This window comes from Flavobacterium sp. Root420, from assembly GCF_001427905.1.
Taxonomy (GTDB): Bacteria; Bacteroidota; Bacteroidia; order Flavobacteriales; family Flavobacteriaceae; genus Flavobacterium.
Window position 1 is genome coordinate 213472 of the sequence record NZ_LMEF01000031.1, and the last position, 17644, is coordinate 231115.

Sequence of the window (17644 nt, forward strand, 5' to 3'; positions counted from 1 at the left end):
TTTATCCTTTTGAGATTTCGTTAGATAATTCATTAGTGTCTTCTTCAGACCACGGATAATATTTTTTTAATTGTTCTCCGGCATTCAAAATACCATCAACAATCCCTTGCTTAAAGTTTCCTGCTTTAAATTGTTCGACCATTCTGTCTTTGGTACAATCCCAAAAATCATCCGATACAACATCGTTTATGCCTTTATCTCCGCAAATCGCAAAGCTTTTATCATCAACGGCAAAGTAAAATAAAACCCCGTTTTGTTGTTGGGTTTCATTCATTTTTAATTCATAAAAAACTTCTAAAGCCCTGTCAAAAGGAACTTTAGAAGTTGTTTTTTCTATATGTACTCTAATTTCGCCAGAAGTGTTTTTTTCGGCCACGCGAATAGCTTCAACAATTGCCTGTTCTTCTTCTTTGGATAAAAAATCTTCTACTTGTGACATTGAAATTATTTTAGAGTTTAGATTTCAGATTATAGATTTCAGACTAAACCTGAAACCTAAAATCATTAACCAAAAATATTATTTTTTTAGAATTTTACTTCAACTGGTTTATCTGCACCTTCAACCGCATTAAAATATGCTTTTTCTTTGAAACCAAACATACCAGCAAATAAGCTATTTGGGAATGTCTTGATGTGATTGTTATAAGGAGCAACAGCTTCATTGAAACGTGTTCTTGCCGTTAAAATTTGATTTTCAGTACTGGCCAATTCGTCTTGCAATTTCAGGAAATTTTCATTGGCTTTCAGCGTTGGATATTGCTCAACAGAAACCAATAACCTTGATAAAGAAGAAGACACACCACTTTGCGCTTTGTTGAATTCAGCAAGTTGTTCTGGTGTAATATTAGATGGATCTACCGTTACACTTGTTGCTTTTGCACGAGCTTCGATTACAGCTGTCAAAGTTGATTTTTCGAAATCAGCGGCACCTTTTACAGTATTTACTAAATTTCCGATAAGGTCATTACGTCTTTGGTAAGCGGTTTGAACATCTCCCCAAGATTGCTCTACACTTTGATTTAATGTTACAGCAGTATTGTTAATTCCTTTAACCCAGCTGTAGATTACAAAAATAACAACAGCTCCAATAATCCAAGGCAAAAATCTTTTCATGTGTATTTAATTTAAGTTTATTTCTAGTTTTTGATTTATTATTATAATTCGTTCTTAATTTCGTTTAATTGTGTTTTTATGGTCTCTAATTTACGTATTATTTCGAATTTATCTAATGTTTTCTTTTGTCCTTCTTTTAAATGTGTTTTTGCACCTTCTAATGTAAAACCTCTTTCTTTAACCAAATGATAGATCAATTGCAGGTTGGTAATATCTTCCGGTGTAAACATTCTGTTGCCTTTGGCATTCTTTTTTGGTTTTAAAATATCAAATTCACTATCCCAAAACCGTATCAATGACGCATTGACATTAAAAGCTTTGGCTACTTCGCCAATGCTGTAATATCTTTTATCCTTTGAAAGCTCAATATGCATGTTTTTTAATTTTCTATTTTATTCCAAAAATAACACTTTTTAAAGTATTAATCTAATGACTGGTTTTCCTGGTTCGCCATTTGTGAAATAGCCACATATTCTACAGCCGAAATATTACCGTAATAAAAATTCAGCGGATTCACGACTTTTCCATCTTTATGAACCTCATAATGGCAATGCGGGCCCTCAGATCTTCCGGTACTTCCCACATAACCAATAACATCGCCTCTTTTTACTTTTTGCCCGGGCCTGCAGTTGTATTTGCTTAAATGCGCGTACAAACTTTCATAACCAAAACCATGCCTGATTACAACGTGATTTCCAAATCCGGAAGCCGAATTATCCGCTCTTGCCACAACGCCATCGCCTGTGGCATAAACCGGAGAACCGGTGTTGGCGGTGAAATCCATTCCATTGTGCATTTTTCGCACTTTCGTGAAAGGATCAATTCGGTATCCAAAACCAGAAGCAACACGTTTTAAATTCTCATTCTGAACAGGCTGGATTGCCGGAATGGCCAATAATAAATTTCCTTTTACACTGGCCAGTTTTAAAATTTCATCCAATGATTTCGATTGAATCGCCAGTTCTTTCGAAAGTTTGTCAATTCGTTTTGTGGTATTCAAAACCAATTGTGAATTGTTATAACCTTCTAAATCTTTATACCTTTTCGGATCTCTAAATCCAGCTTTTCTGATAGAATCCGGAATTTCTGTTTTATTGAAATAAACCCTGTAAATATTATTGTCCCTGTCTTCCAAGGCTTCGGTTACAGCATCAATTTCATCCATTTTTTTATTCAAAATGGCGTATTGCAATTTCAAATTTTCAATTTCACGGGCCTGCAAACGATCTTTTGGCGTTTCAAAATAAGGTGTGTTGATTAAAAGAATAAAAACCATAAAACCAAACAGCGCCGAGGCCAGCAAAAACAGTAAGCCATAGCCAATTTTCGCACTTTTTCTGGTTTTTATTTTTGTATAAGCCAGATTTTCTGAGTCGTAATAATATTTTACTTTCGCCATATTTTAAAATACCCTATTTTTGCAGCTTGTAAAATAAGTTAGTCGAACAAATTTAGTAAATGTTTCAGTTGTTCGATTCTTTTTTTCAAGTTTAAAAAAACAATTAGATAATTGAGTCAATTAGATAATTAGATAATGTATTAAGTAGGTAATTTATTGTTTTCGACTATCAATTTAGTTTTAAATTATCTAATTGCCGCATTATCAAATTGGCACATTTATTTTTTGTCACATTATCAAATTATCACATTTCTTAATTAAAATATGAAATCACAAGACGTACGTAAACAATTTTTAGACTTTTTTAAAAGCAATGGACACTTAATTGTTCCATCGGCTCCTATCGTTCTTAAAGACGATCCAACACTAATGTTCAATAACTCGGGAATGGCCCAGTTTAAAGAATATTTTTTAGGAAACGGAACTCCAAAAAGCCCAAGAATTGCCGATACACAAAAATGTCTTCGTGTTTCAGGAAAACATAACGATCTTGAAGATGTAGGTTTTGATACTTATCATCATACCATGTTTGAGATGTTGGGTAACTGGTCTTTTGGAGATTATTTCAAAAAAGAAGCGATCAACTGGGCTTGGCAATTATTGACAGAAGTATATAAAATCCCAAAGGAAAATCTTTATGTTTCTGTTTTTGAAGGAAGCAAGGAAGATAATGTTCCTTTTGATCAGGAAGCGTGGGATATCTGGAAAACTTTAATTGATGAAGACCGAATTATCCTTGGAAATAAAAAAGATAATTTCTGGGAAATGGGAGATCAGGGACCATGCGGGCCTTGTTCTGAAATTCACGTTGATTTACGTTCTGAAGAAGAAAAAGCACAAGTTTCTGGAAAAAGTTTAGTAAACAATGATCACCCGCAAGTAGTTGAAATCTGGAATAATGTATTTATGGAATTCAACCGTAAAGCTGACGGTTCTTTAGAAAAACTTCCCGCACAACATGTTGATACCGGAATGGGATTTGAGCGTTTGTGTATGGCATTGCAGGGAAAAACATCCAATTATGATACTGATGTTTTTACACCACTTATCGAAAAAGTAGAGCAAATTACAGGTTTAAAATATACCTCTGATGAAATAAAAAATATCTCAGAGGAACAAAATAAAACCAATATTGCCATTCGTGTTGTGGTGGATCACGTTCGTGCGGTTGCCTTTGCAATTGCTGACGGACAATTGCCATCAAACACGGGAGCTGGTTATGTAATTCGTAGAATTTTACGTCGTGCGATTCGTTACGGATTTACATTTTTAGGTACAAAAGAGCCTTTTATCAATAAACTGGTAGAAGTTTTGGCAAATCAAATGGGAGAATTTTTCCCGGAAATCAAATCGCAGCAACAATTGGTTACCAATGTAATTCGTGAGGAAGAAGCTTCTTTCTTACGAACTTTAGATCAGGGATTACAATTATTAGATAATGTAATTGCACAAACAAAAGGTTCAGAAGTTTCAGGAGCAAAAGCTTTCGAATTGTATGATACTTTTGGTTTTCCGAAAGATTTGACAGCTTTGATTTTGAAAGAGAAAAATATGTCTTTCAATGAAACAGAATTTGATGCCTCAATGCAGGAACAAAAAAATCGTTCACGCGCTGCATCTGAAGTTTCAACTGAAGATTGGTCCGTTTTAATTCCCGGAAATGTTGAAACATTTGTGGGTTATGATAAAACAGAAAACGAAGTAAAAATCACCAGAATCAGAAAAGTAGATTCTAAAAAAGATGGAATTCTTTATCAAATCGTTTTAGACAACACGCCATTTTATCCAGAAGGCGGAGGTCAGGTTGGAGATAAAGGAACTTTAGTTTCTGCAAACGAAACGATTGAAATTATTGATACTAAAAAAGAAAACAATTTGATTTTGCATTTTGCAAAACAATTGCCGGAAAATATTGAAGCTGGTTTTGTAGCAAAAGTAAATACCGATTTAAGAGGTTCAACTTCTAAAAATCACTCTGCTACGCATTTAATGCATTTGGCTTTAAGAAACCTTCTGGGAACTCACGTAGAGCAAAAAGGCTCATTGGTAAATCCGAATTATTTGCGTTTTGACTTTTCGCACTTTTCTAAAGTTTCAGATGAAGAATTACGTCAGGTTGAAGCAAGTGTAAATGCGCAAATTGAAGCACAATTACAATTAGTAGAACACAGAAATATTCCAATTAAGGAGGCATTAGATAAAGGTGCAATGGCTTTATTTGGAGAGAAATACGGAGATAATGTCCGTATGATTGAATTTGGTGAAAGTAAAGAGCTTTGCGGTGGAATTCACGTGAAAAACACGGCAGAAATCTGGCATTTCAAAATCATTTCTGAAGGTGCAGTTGCCGCTGGAATCCGTCGTATTGAAGCGATTACTGGTGATGCAGTAAAAGACTTCTATCAAAATCAGGAAAATACTTTATCCGAAATAAAAGAAACACTTAAAAATCCACAGGATATTTTAAAATCTGTGGCTTCTTTACAAGACGATAATGCGAAACTGAAAAAACAGATTGAGCAATTATTAAAAGAAAAAATTGGCGCTTTAAAATCAGAACTAGAAAAAGATTTCCAACAAATAAACGGCGTAAATTTCCTTGCAAAACAAGTAGATTTAAGCATGGCATCGACTAAGGATTTGGCATCAGCTTTAGGAAGTTCAAAAGCAGATTCATTTGTGTTTTTAGCTTCTATAGAAGATGGATTACCAAATATTCATTGTTATATCGCTAAAGAATTGGTTACAGCTAAAAACTTAAATGCAAATGCAGTAATCAAAGAATTAGGAAAGTATATTGAAGGAAATGGAGGAGGACAGCCTTTCTTCGCTTCTGGAAAAGGTAAAAATGCTGCTGGGATTGCTGAGGCTTTGGGTAAGGCAGTTGAGTTTGTGAAGTAGCAACTGTTTTTAATCTCGCAAAGACACAAGGTCGCAAAGTTTTTTTTTAAGCTTTGCGACTTTTTTATTAAATGCAACTATATTGTAGGTTTTTTCTTGGTTTTGTAAAAAAACAAAATGACAGAAAATGAGATTTCAGCTATTGTAGTTGATGTTTGTTATAAAATACATGTGAAGCTTGGGCCAGGATTATTAGAATCTGTTTATGAGTCAATATTATATCATGAATTAACAAAAAGGGGGGTGTCAGTGGAAAGACATAAACAATTGCCGGTACTTTGGGATGGAATTCAATTAGATATCGGATTTAGATCCGATTTGATAGTTGAAAATAAAGTTATTTTAGAGATAAGTCAATCGAGCGAATTACGGACATCCACGCAAAACAAGTTTTGACGTATCTTAAAATCACAAAAATGAAATTAGGTCTACTAATTAACTTTAATGTACCAATCATCAAATTAGGAATCAAAAGAGTAGTTTCTAATCTTTAGACATCTCAACTTAAAAACTTAAATTATAGATAAAGAAAAGTCGCAAAGCTTAAAAAAACTTTGCGACTCTGCGTCTTTGCGAGATTAATAAAAAAAATTATTTACGCTCACCAATTTGCTGACGCCACATAGCATAATACAAACCTTTTTCCAGAATTAAATCTTCGTGTTTTCCTTGTTCGATGATTTTACCTTGTTCCAAAACAAATATTTTATCGGCATGCATTACTGTCGATAAGCGGTGTGCAATTAAAACGGTAATTCTGTTCTTGTCTGATATATTTCGAATCGTTGCGTTAATTTCTTCTTCAGTAATAGAATCTAATGCAGAAGTTGCTTCATCAAAAATCAATAAATTTGGATTTCGTAGAATAGCTCGGGCGATTGATAAACGTTGTTTTTCTCCACCGGAAACTTTAATTCCGCCTTCACCGATGGTGGTGTTTAAGCCATCTTCGGCACGTCTTAATAATTTTTCACAACTTGCTCTTTTTAGGGCATCATATAGATCGTCGTCAGTTGCATTTGGTTTTACAAACAATAAATTCTCACGAATCGTTCCTGAAAATAATTGTGCATCCTGCGTTACAAAACCTAATTGTTTTCTTAAATCTAATAAATCAATTTCAGTTGAATCAATTTCGTTATACAGAACCTGACCTTCAGCAGGCGTATATAATCCCACCAATAATTTTACTAAAGTTGTTTTTCCGGAGCCTGATGGCCCAACAAATGCAATGGTTTCTCCCTGTTTGATTTCAAAATTAATATTTTCAACCGCTTTGAATTTAGCAGTTTTATGTTTGAAACTTACATTCGAAAAAAGCAATGACTGAATCGCCCCAACATGTTTTGGGTTTTTTGGGCGAAATTCCTTTGGTGCACTCAATAAAGTTTTGAAGTTTTCCATAGAAACTTTGGTTTCATTCAAAGCGATGATGAAATTCCCCAATTCCTGTAAAGGTCCAAAAATGAAAAAGGTAAAAAATACCATGGTCAGTAAATCACCCACAATAATTTTTCCTCCAAATAAAAAATAATATAAAGTAAAAACCACACAGGTTCTTAAAAAATGAACCGTTGTTCCCTGAATAAAACTCAAACTTCTGATAAAACGGATTTTCTCCAATTCCAAATGAAGGATTTTAAAAGTGTTTAAATTCAGACGTTTTTCTTCCTGATAGGTTAATCCAAGACTTTTTACAAGCTCAATGTTTCGTAAACTCTCTGTTGTTGAACCCGCTAAAGCATTAGTTTGATTTACGATTTTTTTAGAAACAATTTTAATCTTTTTTCCCAAATACGAACTTACCAAAGCAATAATTGGAGCAGTAACTAAAAAGATAAGAGAAATTCGATAATCGATTCGGGCAACGTAGAGAATAACAAATATGAATCCGATTACGGTTTGAAAAATCAAAGAGATAGAAAGCGTAATTAATTTCTCAGAATCAGAACGCACTTTGGTTAGTTTACTCAAAGTCTCACCGCTACGTTGGTCTTCGAATTCGGCGTAAGGCAAATCAAGGGATTTCTTGATTCCGTCTGTATACATTTGCGCTCCCGTTCGCTGAATAACGACATTGGTGAAGTAATCCTGAAAATTTTTGGTAATTCTGGAAACCATTGCGGCCCCAAGTGAAAGCCCAAGCCAGAATGATAAAGATTTAATAAAACCGATTTCATTTCCAGCATATTTGTGCAATCCAACACCGCAATCCTGCATTAATTTACCGGTAATAATAGAGTCAGATAAGCTGAAACAGATATTTATAGAGGCCATAATCAAAGCAAAAAACAAAAGCATTTTGTGTTTGATTATATAAGAATATAATAATTTCATAAGTGAATTTTAGTTTATGGAAGATGCAAAAGTAAGGAATAGTTTTAGTTAGTGAAGTTGATTTATGTTATTATAAATGTAATTTTTTTAAATGGTGAACCGCCAGCATTTTCTTTAAGTTTGAATATTTATTTTTTTTATTAAAATACTTAACTTGCCTATGCTGCTTAGCTTTAATGTATTAAGAAGTATTTAAATTATTATATGTTTTGATTGTGGAATTCCGTAAGGTTTTGATTTTGGGTTGTATTACGTTTGCAGTAATTACAAATTTAACCTAATCAAAATGAAAAAAATTTTATGCCTTTTTGGTGCTTTATCAATCGCACTGATGACTTCTTGTTCTAGTGATGATTCATCGACTGATGTAGCATCTGAAACATTATTACCAAAAAAAATGGTTGAAACAACTGTTGAAAATGGACAGTCAGGTAGTATTACTTATACTATAACTTACGACGGAAATAAGTTGAAAGATATTGCGCTTTCTGATGCTTCAAGATCTGTTTATACTTATACAGGCGATGTTATAACTAAAGTTGAGTTGTATAGATCAAGTGTTTTATACTCTACAGATGTTTATGCATATGAAAACGGAAAATTAGTTTCTAAAATTACTACTAAAGCCTTTAGTACTAGTCCTCAGCAAAAATTGACTTTCGTTTATAACGCAAACGGAACAGTTAACGCAAACGAGTCTGAAATAAGCAATAAGGTGGAAATTAAATATGATACAACTACACTTTATACTTTTTCAAATGGGAACATAGTTTCTTCTGAATATATAAATGGAGAGAGAGACAAAATCACAAGTACATTTGATGATAAAAAAAGTCCTTTTACAAATGTAACCGGAGTAAAACTTTTGTTGAATTTAGATGAAACTTTTGATTTTTATTCTGCAAATAATGAGCTAACTACCACTACGGTAAGTTATGATAGCACTGGAAAAGTTACTCATACGGAAACCTTGACTGCTACTAACAAATACAATGCAAATAATTTTCTTACTGAAATATTTGTTGGAGATGCCAAAAATTCTGAAAAATTTGAATTTACTTATTAATTTTTTCATAATTAATATAAAATCCCAATCGACAATAATAGCTGATTGGGATTTTTTAATCTATAAATGGTTTTTAAACTGTATTTTTGAATAAAAAATTATGCAATTCAGAACCCAAATCCCACTATCAAAATCTAATAATCCGATCGATTATAATTCGAAAGTGCTTTCTTTTGGCTCTTGTTTTGCAGAAAACATGGCTGATAAATTCGATTATTTCAAGTTTCAGAATGAAACAAATCCATTTGGGATAATCTTCAATCCGGTTTCGATTGAGAAAGTAATTGAAAGAACGGTTAATGAAAACTGGTTTACAGAAAAAGACGTTTTCTTTCATAACGAACGCTGGCATTCTTATGAAGTGCATTCTGATTTAAGCAATTCAGATCGACAGGAACTACTTGAAACTTTAAATAAAGCGATTTCTGAAACCAACAAGCAATTAAAAGAAGCAACGCACATTATTATCACTTATGGAACGTCCTGGATTTATAGAAATCTACAAAGTGAAGAAATCGTAGCCAATTGCCATAAAGTACCACAAAAACAATTCTCAAAAGAATTATTGCCGGTTGATGTCATTCAAAAAAGCATTCAAAATACAATCGATTTAATTCAGACTTTAAATCCAGGTATAAACCTCATTTTTACCATTTCGCCAGTCCGCCACATCAAAGACGGCTTCGCAGAAAACCAACTAAGTAAATCGCACTTATTTACGGCAGTTCATCAGGTTCTAAAAACTCATAACTCAAAACTCATAACTCATAACTATTTTCCTTCTTACGAAATAATGATGGATGAACTGCGAGATTATCGCTTTTATACAGAAGATATGTTGCACCCAAATCAGGTGGCAATAGATTACATCTGGCATAAATTCAGTGAAAATTATATTTCGGAAGAAAGCATTTCTCTAATGCAGGAAGTAGATGAAATTCAAAAAAGCCTGCGTCATCGAAGCTTCAATCCAGAATCAGAACAACATCAAAAATTCCTTGCTAAACTTCAGCAAAAAATAAAGTCTTTGGGAGAAAGATGGCCTAATATTAAATTTTAAAAACAAATTTTTCGTGTCTTAGAGCCTTTGTGGCAAAATATTAGAAGTAGGATAATGATTATTTGTCAGTAAAATTCTAGAATATTTGAGCATAATTATGTAAATTGTTAAGGTTTAAATTTTTCAATTTTGTAAACTGTCGAAATACAGCTTTATAATAATGCAACTTTAATCTAAATGTGTTTTATTGACGTATGAATACAAAAACAATTCATTTTCTTAAAAAAACACTACGTGTACTCCTATGGTGCGTGGGTTCTATCGTCGCACTTTTATTGCTTGTCATTATTTTAATCCAGGTTCCATCGGTTCAGAATTTAGTTAAGGACAAAGCGATTACTTATCTGCACGATAAGATCAAAACCAAAGTTTCCTTAGATCATATTTCGATTAAATTTCCAAAAGATGTAGTCTTGGAAGGTTTTTATTTTGAAGATCAAAAGAAAGATACTTTGCTGGCCGGTAAACGCTTAGTTGTAGATGTCGATTTGTTTAAATTGGTTAGTAGTGAATTGGAGATCAATTCTGTTTCTTTAGAAAACACTACGGCCAATATTTCCAGAAATAAAGAGGGTGTTTTCAATTTCGATTATATTATAAAAGCGTTCGAGTCAAAAGAGCTTGAAAAACCAAAAGATCCGGATAGTAAACCTTTTAAAATATCTGTTGTAAAAGTAAATCTCGATAATATCAAATTCAATTTTAAAGATGATTATTCTAAAAATGATGTTCGGGTAAAACTGACCCATTTTGATACGAAATTCAAAGAATTTGATTTGGATAAAATGAATTTCAATATTCCAAATATTGCTTTAAATGGATTAAAAGTCGTTTTGAATCAGGATGTTGTCGAGAAAATTGCTGAAGTTTCGGTAAAAACAGTTGATACGATTTCGAAAAGAAAAGATTTCAGTTTAAAGCTTGGGAAAATCAGTTTATCAAAAATTGATATCGCATACGATAATAAAGATTCCAAATTAGATTCGGGAATCAAACTAGGCAATTTAGACTTATCAGTGAATAAAATTGATATGAACAATCAGCTTTTGGATTTTGATACTTTCGAATTGAAAAATCTAAAAGGGAATTTACGCTTGGGTGCCAAAGACAAACAAATTCAGGCGCCGAGTTTAGATACAACTTCAATCAAACAGTCAGGCTGGAAAGTCAAACTGGCTGATGTTAATTTAGAGAACATCGCTTTCAAATTTGATGATATGCAATCCAAACCGCTTTCAAAAGGAATCGATTACAGTCACATGGATTTGGATAAATTCAATTTTAAAGCCGAGAAACTATATTATGGAAATGATACGATTTCAGGAAATATAAAATCTCTTGCTGTAAACGATAAAAGCGGATTGCAGATTCAATCTTTAAAAACCGATTTCTTTTACGGTCCCAAAAATGCTTCTGTGGATAATTTATATTTGAGAACACCACAAACCCTTCTTCAGAATAAAATTAAAATTGCCTATCCTTCGCTTAACGCTTTAAAAAAGGATATTGCCAATCTGAGCCTTGATGCTAATTTAAATCAGTCTAAAATCGGTTTTAGAGACATTTTATTATTTGCTCCGGATTTACAAAAAACAAATCCGTTTAAAAGTAATCCAAATGCGATTTTATATTTGAATACTCGCTTGAGCGGGAAGGTAAAAGATTTGAATATTCCGCAATTCGAAATGAGCGGAATCGGAACGACAAAAGTTTCTCTTTCAGGGAAAATCAAAGGACTTCCAGATGCTCAAAAAGCGTATTACGATTTAGATATTAAGAAGCTTTCAAGCACTTCAAAAGATATTTACGGTTTTGTACCAGTAGGCACAATTCCGAAAAACATTCAATTGCCTTCTCAATTGAGTTTGCAGGGAAAATTTAAAGGTTCTGTGCAGAATTTCAAAACGAATCTGGCTTTAAACAGTAGTTTCGGAAATGCAAAAGTTGATGCATTATTTGATCAGCGTGTCAAAAAAAGAGAGAAATACGATGCAACTGTTTATTTATTAGATTTTGATTTAGGAAGATTAATCAAAAACGACTCCATCGGAAAAGTTACGCTTAAAGCGAAAATAAAAGGAAAAGGTTTAGATCCAAAAACGGCGCAGGCAGATCTGGATGGTTTGGTTCAGAAAGCGGTTTTCAATAAATATACCTACAGAGATTTAGCTTTAAAAGGAAATATCGAAAACGGATCTTTCGCTGTAAAATCAGGAATGAAAGATCCGAATTTAAATTTTGATTTAACAGCCAGCGGAAATACAAAAGATAAATATCCATCTGTTCAATTAAAACTAAACCTTGATATTGCCGATTTAGAAAAACTGCATCTTCACGCCGGACCAATGAAATTGCGTGGAAATGTTGATGCCGATATCGCCAATAGTAATCCGGATTTTTTAAATGGAAAAGTGTTTTTTTCGAACATTCAGGTTTTACAGGATAAGGAACCAATTGTTTTAGATTCGATTCGTGTAATCGCTTTTTCAGATGAAAGCCGAAATAATATTAAAATCTCCTCTCAGTTTTTAAAAGCGGAAGTGGACGGAAAATACAAATTGCCAACTCTGGCATCGGCAATAAAAAAATCACTTTCAAAATACATTGATTTAAAAAATCCGAAAGTAAACGGAGAATCTGATGAACAGCGTTTGGCTTTCACATTGACGATTGATAACGATCCAATTCTTTTTAAACTGGTTCCGAAATTAACAGGCTTAGAACCTCTGAAAATCGAAGGGAAATACAATAACGTAACCGATTCTTTAGAAATAAAAGGAACTATTCCGAGAATTGTTTATGCCGATAATACTATAGCCGACGGAAAAATAAATATAGAAGCCAAAGAAAATGCATTGGAATATCAAATTTCGGTGGCAACAATTGAAAGTGGTTCTTTGAAAATTCCGTTCACGAGTTTGTCGGGAAAAGTTGAAAACAATATTTTGGATTATGCACTTGAAGTAAAAGATGCAAAAGACAAACAACAGTATTTTATTGCCGGCGAATTTAAAGCAGAAGATTCTAAAAACATCTTCATAATAGATGCAGAAAACTTTGTGCTGAATTATGATAAATGGAATATTGATCCTGAAAACTCGGTTGAATTTGGAGGAAAAAGACTTTATGTCAGTAAATTCAACATAGAAAATTCGGGTAACCAGCTTAAAATTCAATCACAGGGAACTCAGGATAATGCGCCACTTCAGGTTGATTTTGTAAACTTCAAAATCGAGACCATTATGAATATGGTCAAAAAAGATAAATTGTTAATGCAGGGACTGATCAACGGAAATGCTGTTGCCGAAAATGTAATGACAAAACCCACTTTTACATCAGATATAAAAATTGATGATTTTGCTTTTAAAGGTGAACCAGTTGGTGATATTGCTGTTAAAGTAGATAATAAAACCAATGATTTATTGAATGCCAATGTCACACTGACTGGCAAAGATAACGACGTAAATCTGACAGGAACATATAGTGTCGCCAATGGAAATCTGGACTTTAATCTTGATTTGAATAAACTGAATATCAAAAGTATTCAGGGTTTCAGTATGGACAATATAAAGGAAGGAAGCGGTTATTTATCAGGAGATTTTAAAATTACAGGAAATGCCAGCGCACCAAAAGTGAATGGAGAATTAAATTTTAATGATGCCGGTTTCAGAGTGACGAAATTCAATTCTTATTTTAAAACGGCCAACGAAAAAATTACGCTTCAAAATGACGTAATTACTTTTGACAGCTTCACCCTTAATGATGAAAATGATAATAAGCTGACGATAAACGGAACTATTAAATCGGCAGATTATACCAATTTTGATTTTGGGTTGACTGTAGTTGCAGACGATTTTAGAGCCATTCATTCTAAAGAAAAAGACAACGATTTATTTTACGGCGATTTGATTTTAGATGCCAAACTGAATGTCAAAGGAACACTTGAAAATCCTATTGTGGGAGGTACTATCAAAATCAAAGACGAAACAAAATTTTCAGTTGTTTTGCCTCAGTCCGATCCATCAATTGCAGATAGAGAAGGAATTGTCGAGTTTGTAGATGAGGATAATCTCTATCTGAAACAAACAGCTGAGATGAAAGAAAAACTGGATCAGTCAGAGTTACTTGGTATGGATGTTAATGTTGCAATTTCAATAGATAAAGAAGCTGATCTTACATTAGTAATTGATAAAGGAAATGGAGATTATTTAAATCTAAAAGGCGTAGCGGAATTGACAGGCGGAATTGACCCATCGGGAAAAACAACTTTAACTGGTAAATATGAATTTTCAGATGGTGCTTATGAAATGAATTTCAATATGATCCGTAGAAAATTCAATATTCAGAAAGGAAGTTATATTATCTGGAACGGTGAACCAACGATGGCGAATGTAAATATTACAGCAATTTATAAAGTTGAAGCGGCGCCAATCGATTTGCTTGGAAATCAGTTAGGAAATGACTCTCAAACCATTAAAAACACCTATAAACAAAAAATACCATTTCAGACTTTATTGAAAATGAATGGCGAATTAATGAAGCCTGAAATTACTTTTGATATTGTTCTGCCGGACGGAAATTATGATGTGTCATCAGCAATTGTAGAAACCACACAGCAAAAACTGGAACAATTAAGGCAAGAGCCAGCCGAATTAAACAAACAGGTTTTTGCCCTTTTATTATTGAACAGATTTATTGGCGAAAATCCGTTTGCCAGTGAAAGCGGTGGAACCAGCGCAGAATCATTGGCAAGGCAAAGTGTGAGTAAAATTCTTTCTCAACAATTAAATGATTTGGCTGGAGAGTTGATCTCCGGAGTTCAATTAGAATTCGATCTGGAATCTACAGATGATTATACAACTGGAACCAGAGAAAACAGAACCGACTTAAATGTTGGGGTTTCTAAAAAGCTTTTAGATGATCGTTTGAAAGTTACCGTTGGAAGTAGTTTCGCTGTTGAAGGCCAGGAACGTGCTAACGAAGAAAGTACCAATATTGCCGGTGATGTGGCATTGGATTATCAATTAACCAAAGACGGGCGTTATATGCTTCGTGCTTATCGAAAAAATGAATATCAGGTTGCCGTTGAAGGTCAGGTTATTGAAACGGGAGTTGCTTTTATTATTACGATGAGTTACAATAAATTTAGAGAGCTTTTCCACAGAAGTTTGGCAGAAAAAGAAATGATTAAAGAAGAAAAACTGCGCAAGGAAAAGAGAAAACTCAAAGAAAAAGAAGAGAAAGAGAAAGACGAAAATCAATTAGAAGGAGATGAGCAAAAAACATAGCAATAGGAGAATGGAATATATCAGATATTTTATTGCGCTGTCCTTATTTTTTGTTTTTGGATGCAGTAATACAAAATATCTGCCAGAAGGAGAATTATTGTACACAGGCGGTTCTGTGACAGTAAAAGATTCTGTCATTAAAAAGAAAGAAAGAAAGGAACTGGAGAAGGAACTGGAAGATTTGTTACGTCCTAAACCTAACAAACAGTTTTTAGGATTACGTCCTAAATTATGGATTTATAACATCGCAGGCGAACCTAAAAAAGAAAAGGGAATTCGGTATTGGTTACGAACTAAAGTAGGGGAACCGCCAGTGCTTTTTAGTAAAGTTGATTTAGATTACAACGCATCTGTTTTGCGAAATTTCACGGAGAATAGAGGTTATTTTAAAACACGTGTCAGCGCCGATTCGACAGCTAAAAATAAAAGAGCCACAGCGGAATATACCGTTACGCCTAAAAAACAATATATCATTAAAAGTGTGACTTTTCCAGATGATTCTTTGGCAATGTCAAGGATAATTGGAAGATCAAGCCGAAGAAGTTTATTGAAAGTAGGAAAACCGTATGATTTGGATGTCATTAAAGCCGAAAGAGAAAGGATAGATGCAAGGTTGAAGGAGCGAGGCTATTTTTATTTTAATCCTGATTATATTTTAGCACAGGTCGACAGCAGTAAAGGTGATCATGAAGTAAAAATCAAATTGGTGATAAAAGCCGATGCACCGCCAAAAGCGCTTACTGCTTATAAGATTAATAAAATCATTGTTTATCCAAATTTTGCGATTTCAAAAGACAGTCTGAAATACAAACCGGAAGACGTTGTTCAGTATAAAGATTTCACGATTATCGACACAGCCAATACTTTTAATCCGCGAGTTTTTGATAGGACCATTTACTTTAAAAAAGGAGATTTGTACAATCGAAAAGATCATAATTTGACATTGAACCGTTTTGTAAATCTCGGAACTTTTAGTTTTGTGAAAAATGAATTTAAACCTTCAGACAGTTTGCCAAAGACTTTAGATTCGTATTATTATTTAACGCTCCTTCCGAAGAAATTCATTCGTGTTGAGGTTTTGGGAAAAACCAATTCGGCCAGCTACACCGGTACAGAATTGAATGTCAATTGGAATAATAGAAACTTGTTTAAAGGAGCCGAATTACTTACGGTATCTGTTTTTGGCGGTGCCGATTTTCAGCTTTCCGGAACCAATAACGGTAAGAACATTTATAAAGTGGGAACAGAAACCAGTTTAACCTGGCCGAGATTTATTGTTCCGTTTTTTCATGTTGAAGGCTCAAGCGAATATGTGCCCAGAACCAAAGCAACTGTAAGATATGAATATCAAAACAGGACACAATTGTATTCTTTAAATTCCTTCAAAGCCTCTTATGGTTATTTGTGGAAAGAGAACGTTCGAAAAGAACATCAACTGAATATAATGGATATTACTTATGTGAGTCCAAATAATGTAACACAGGAATATTTGGATGATATTGAACAAGATGAATCATTGGGAAAAGTAATCGAAAAACAATTGATTTTTGGGCCGACCTATACCTATACGTTTACCAATACAATGCAGAAGCGTAAAAAAAATACGTTTTATTTTAGTGGAGAAGTAGATTTGGCAGGAAATGTTACAGGTTTAGTGACCGGAGCAAATGTTAAGGAAGGTAATCAGAAAAGCATTTTTGATGTTCCTTTTAGTCAATATGTAAAATTGCGAGGCGACTTCAGGCATTATTTAAAACTCGGAAAGGAAAGTCAGTTGGCCAGCAGAATTATTGTGGGAGCTGGTATTCCTTACGGAAATTCAAGTGCATTACCAACATCTAAACAATTTGTGGTTGGAGGAACTAATAGTATTCGAGCTTTCAGAGCGAGATCAATTGGGCCGGGAAGTTATCTTAATATAGAGACAGAAAACAATTATCTGCCAGATCAATCTGGAGATTTAAAATTGGAGTTTAGTACCGAATACAGGGCAAAGCTTTTCAGTATTGTAAAAGGCGCTGCATTTATCGATGCCGGAAATATTTGGCTTATGAATGCTGACCCAAATAAACCTGGAGCCGAAATTTCTAAGGATTTTATGAAAGAAATCGCCGTTGGTGCCGGAGTTGGTTTGCGCTTCGATGTCTCTTTCTTTATTTTAAGAACCGATTTGGCATTTCCGCTAAGAAAACCATATTTACCTGATGGTGAAAGATGGGTAATCAAAGATATTGATTTCGGAAGCGGACCATGGCGAAAAGAAAATCTAATATTGAATATTGCAATTGGATATCCGTTTTAATGTTTTTTGCTACGAATATTTTTTTGCCACAAATTTCACGAATTTTCACTAATTCATACTTTGTGTTTATTGGGTCAATTTCACAAATGTGGAATTCATTTCAATGCCATTCCAATTCGTGAAAATTCGTGGCAAACTTTTAATAACCCTTTTGAAAAAAAGAAGTAAATTGGTCTAA

10 protein-coding genes and 1 pseudogene are annotated in these 17644 nt (G+C 33.7%); 6 read left to right on the forward strand and 5 right to left on the reverse strand.

All coding sequences use genetic code 11. The annotated features are described in order from the left end of the window. Position 1: 1 nt before the first annotated feature. From ASC72_RS19920 to ASC72_RS19935, 4 genes are all read right to left on the reverse strand, one after another. Complete coding sequence (locus ASC72_RS19920) at positions 2–439, reverse strand: TPM domain-containing protein (RefSeq protein ID WP_056195019.1); 438 nt, start codon at positions 437–439, stop codon at positions 2–4. Positions 440–525: 86 nt separating this feature from the next. Next, a complete protein-coding gene (locus tag ASC72_RS19925) occupies positions 526–1113 on the reverse strand; it encodes a LemA family protein (protein ID WP_056195021.1) in 588 nt (195 codons plus the stop codon). Between the two features lie 41 nt (positions 1114–1154). Then, entirely contained in the window at positions 1155–1487 is a 333-nt protein-coding gene (locus ASC72_RS19930) for a MerR family transcriptional regulator (RefSeq protein WP_026985753.1), read from the reverse strand. 47 nt (positions 1488–1534) lie between these two features. After that, positions 1535–2512, reverse strand: coding sequence for a peptidoglycan DD-metalloendopeptidase family protein (locus ASC72_RS19935; RefSeq protein ID WP_056195023.1), 978 nt, complete (start codon positions 2510–2512; stop codon positions 1535–1537). 264 nt (positions 2513–2776) lie between these two features. Here ASC72_RS19935 and alaS point away from each other — a divergent pair, with 264 nt between their 5' ends. Together alaS and ASC72_RS19945 are read left to right on the forward strand one after the other, a co-directional pair. Beyond that, a complete protein-coding gene (gene alaS / locus ASC72_RS19940; protein ID WP_056195026.1) occupies positions 2777–5413 on the forward strand; it encodes an alanine--tRNA ligase in 2637 nt (878 codons plus the stop codon). A 117-nt stretch (positions 5414–5530) separates the two neighbouring features. After that, a pseudogene (locus ASC72_RS19945) lies at positions 5531–5907 on the forward strand (GxxExxY protein). A 97-nt stretch (positions 5908–6004) separates the two neighbouring features. On the opposite strand, the gene ASC72_RS19950 reads toward ASC72_RS19945, so the two are convergent. After that, positions 6005–7750 carry an ABC transporter ATP-binding protein gene (locus tag ASC72_RS19950; RefSeq protein ID WP_056195028.1) on the reverse strand — a complete coding sequence of 582 codons (1746 nt, stop codon included), beginning with the start codon at positions 7748–7750 and terminating at the stop codon, positions 6005–6007. 286 nt (positions 7751–8036) lie between these two features. Between ASC72_RS19950 and ASC72_RS19955 the strand changes: the two genes are divergently transcribed. From ASC72_RS19955 to ASC72_RS19970, 4 genes are all read left to right on the forward strand, one after another. Then, positions 8037–8816: a hypothetical protein gene (locus tag ASC72_RS19955; RefSeq protein WP_056195031.1), complete on the forward strand. Its 780-nt coding sequence runs from the start codon at positions 8037–8039 to the stop codon at positions 8814–8816. A 100-nt stretch (positions 8817–8916) separates the two neighbouring features. Then, positions 8917–9876: a GSCFA domain-containing protein gene (locus ASC72_RS19960; protein WP_056195034.1), complete on the forward strand. Its 960-nt coding sequence runs from the start codon at positions 8917–8919 to the stop codon at positions 9874–9876. A 194-nt stretch (positions 9877–10070) separates the two neighbouring features. Then, positions 10071–15164, forward strand: coding sequence for a translocation/assembly module TamB (locus ASC72_RS19965; protein ID WP_056195037.1), 5094 nt, complete (start codon positions 10071–10073; stop codon positions 15162–15164). Next, entirely contained in the window at positions 15148–17466 is a 2319-nt protein-coding gene (locus tag ASC72_RS19970; protein WP_056195040.1) for a BamA/TamA family outer membrane protein, read from the forward strand. The genes ASC72_RS19965 and ASC72_RS19970 overlap by 17 nt, the downstream gene beginning before the upstream one ends. Positions 17467–17644 lie beyond the last annotated feature (178 nt).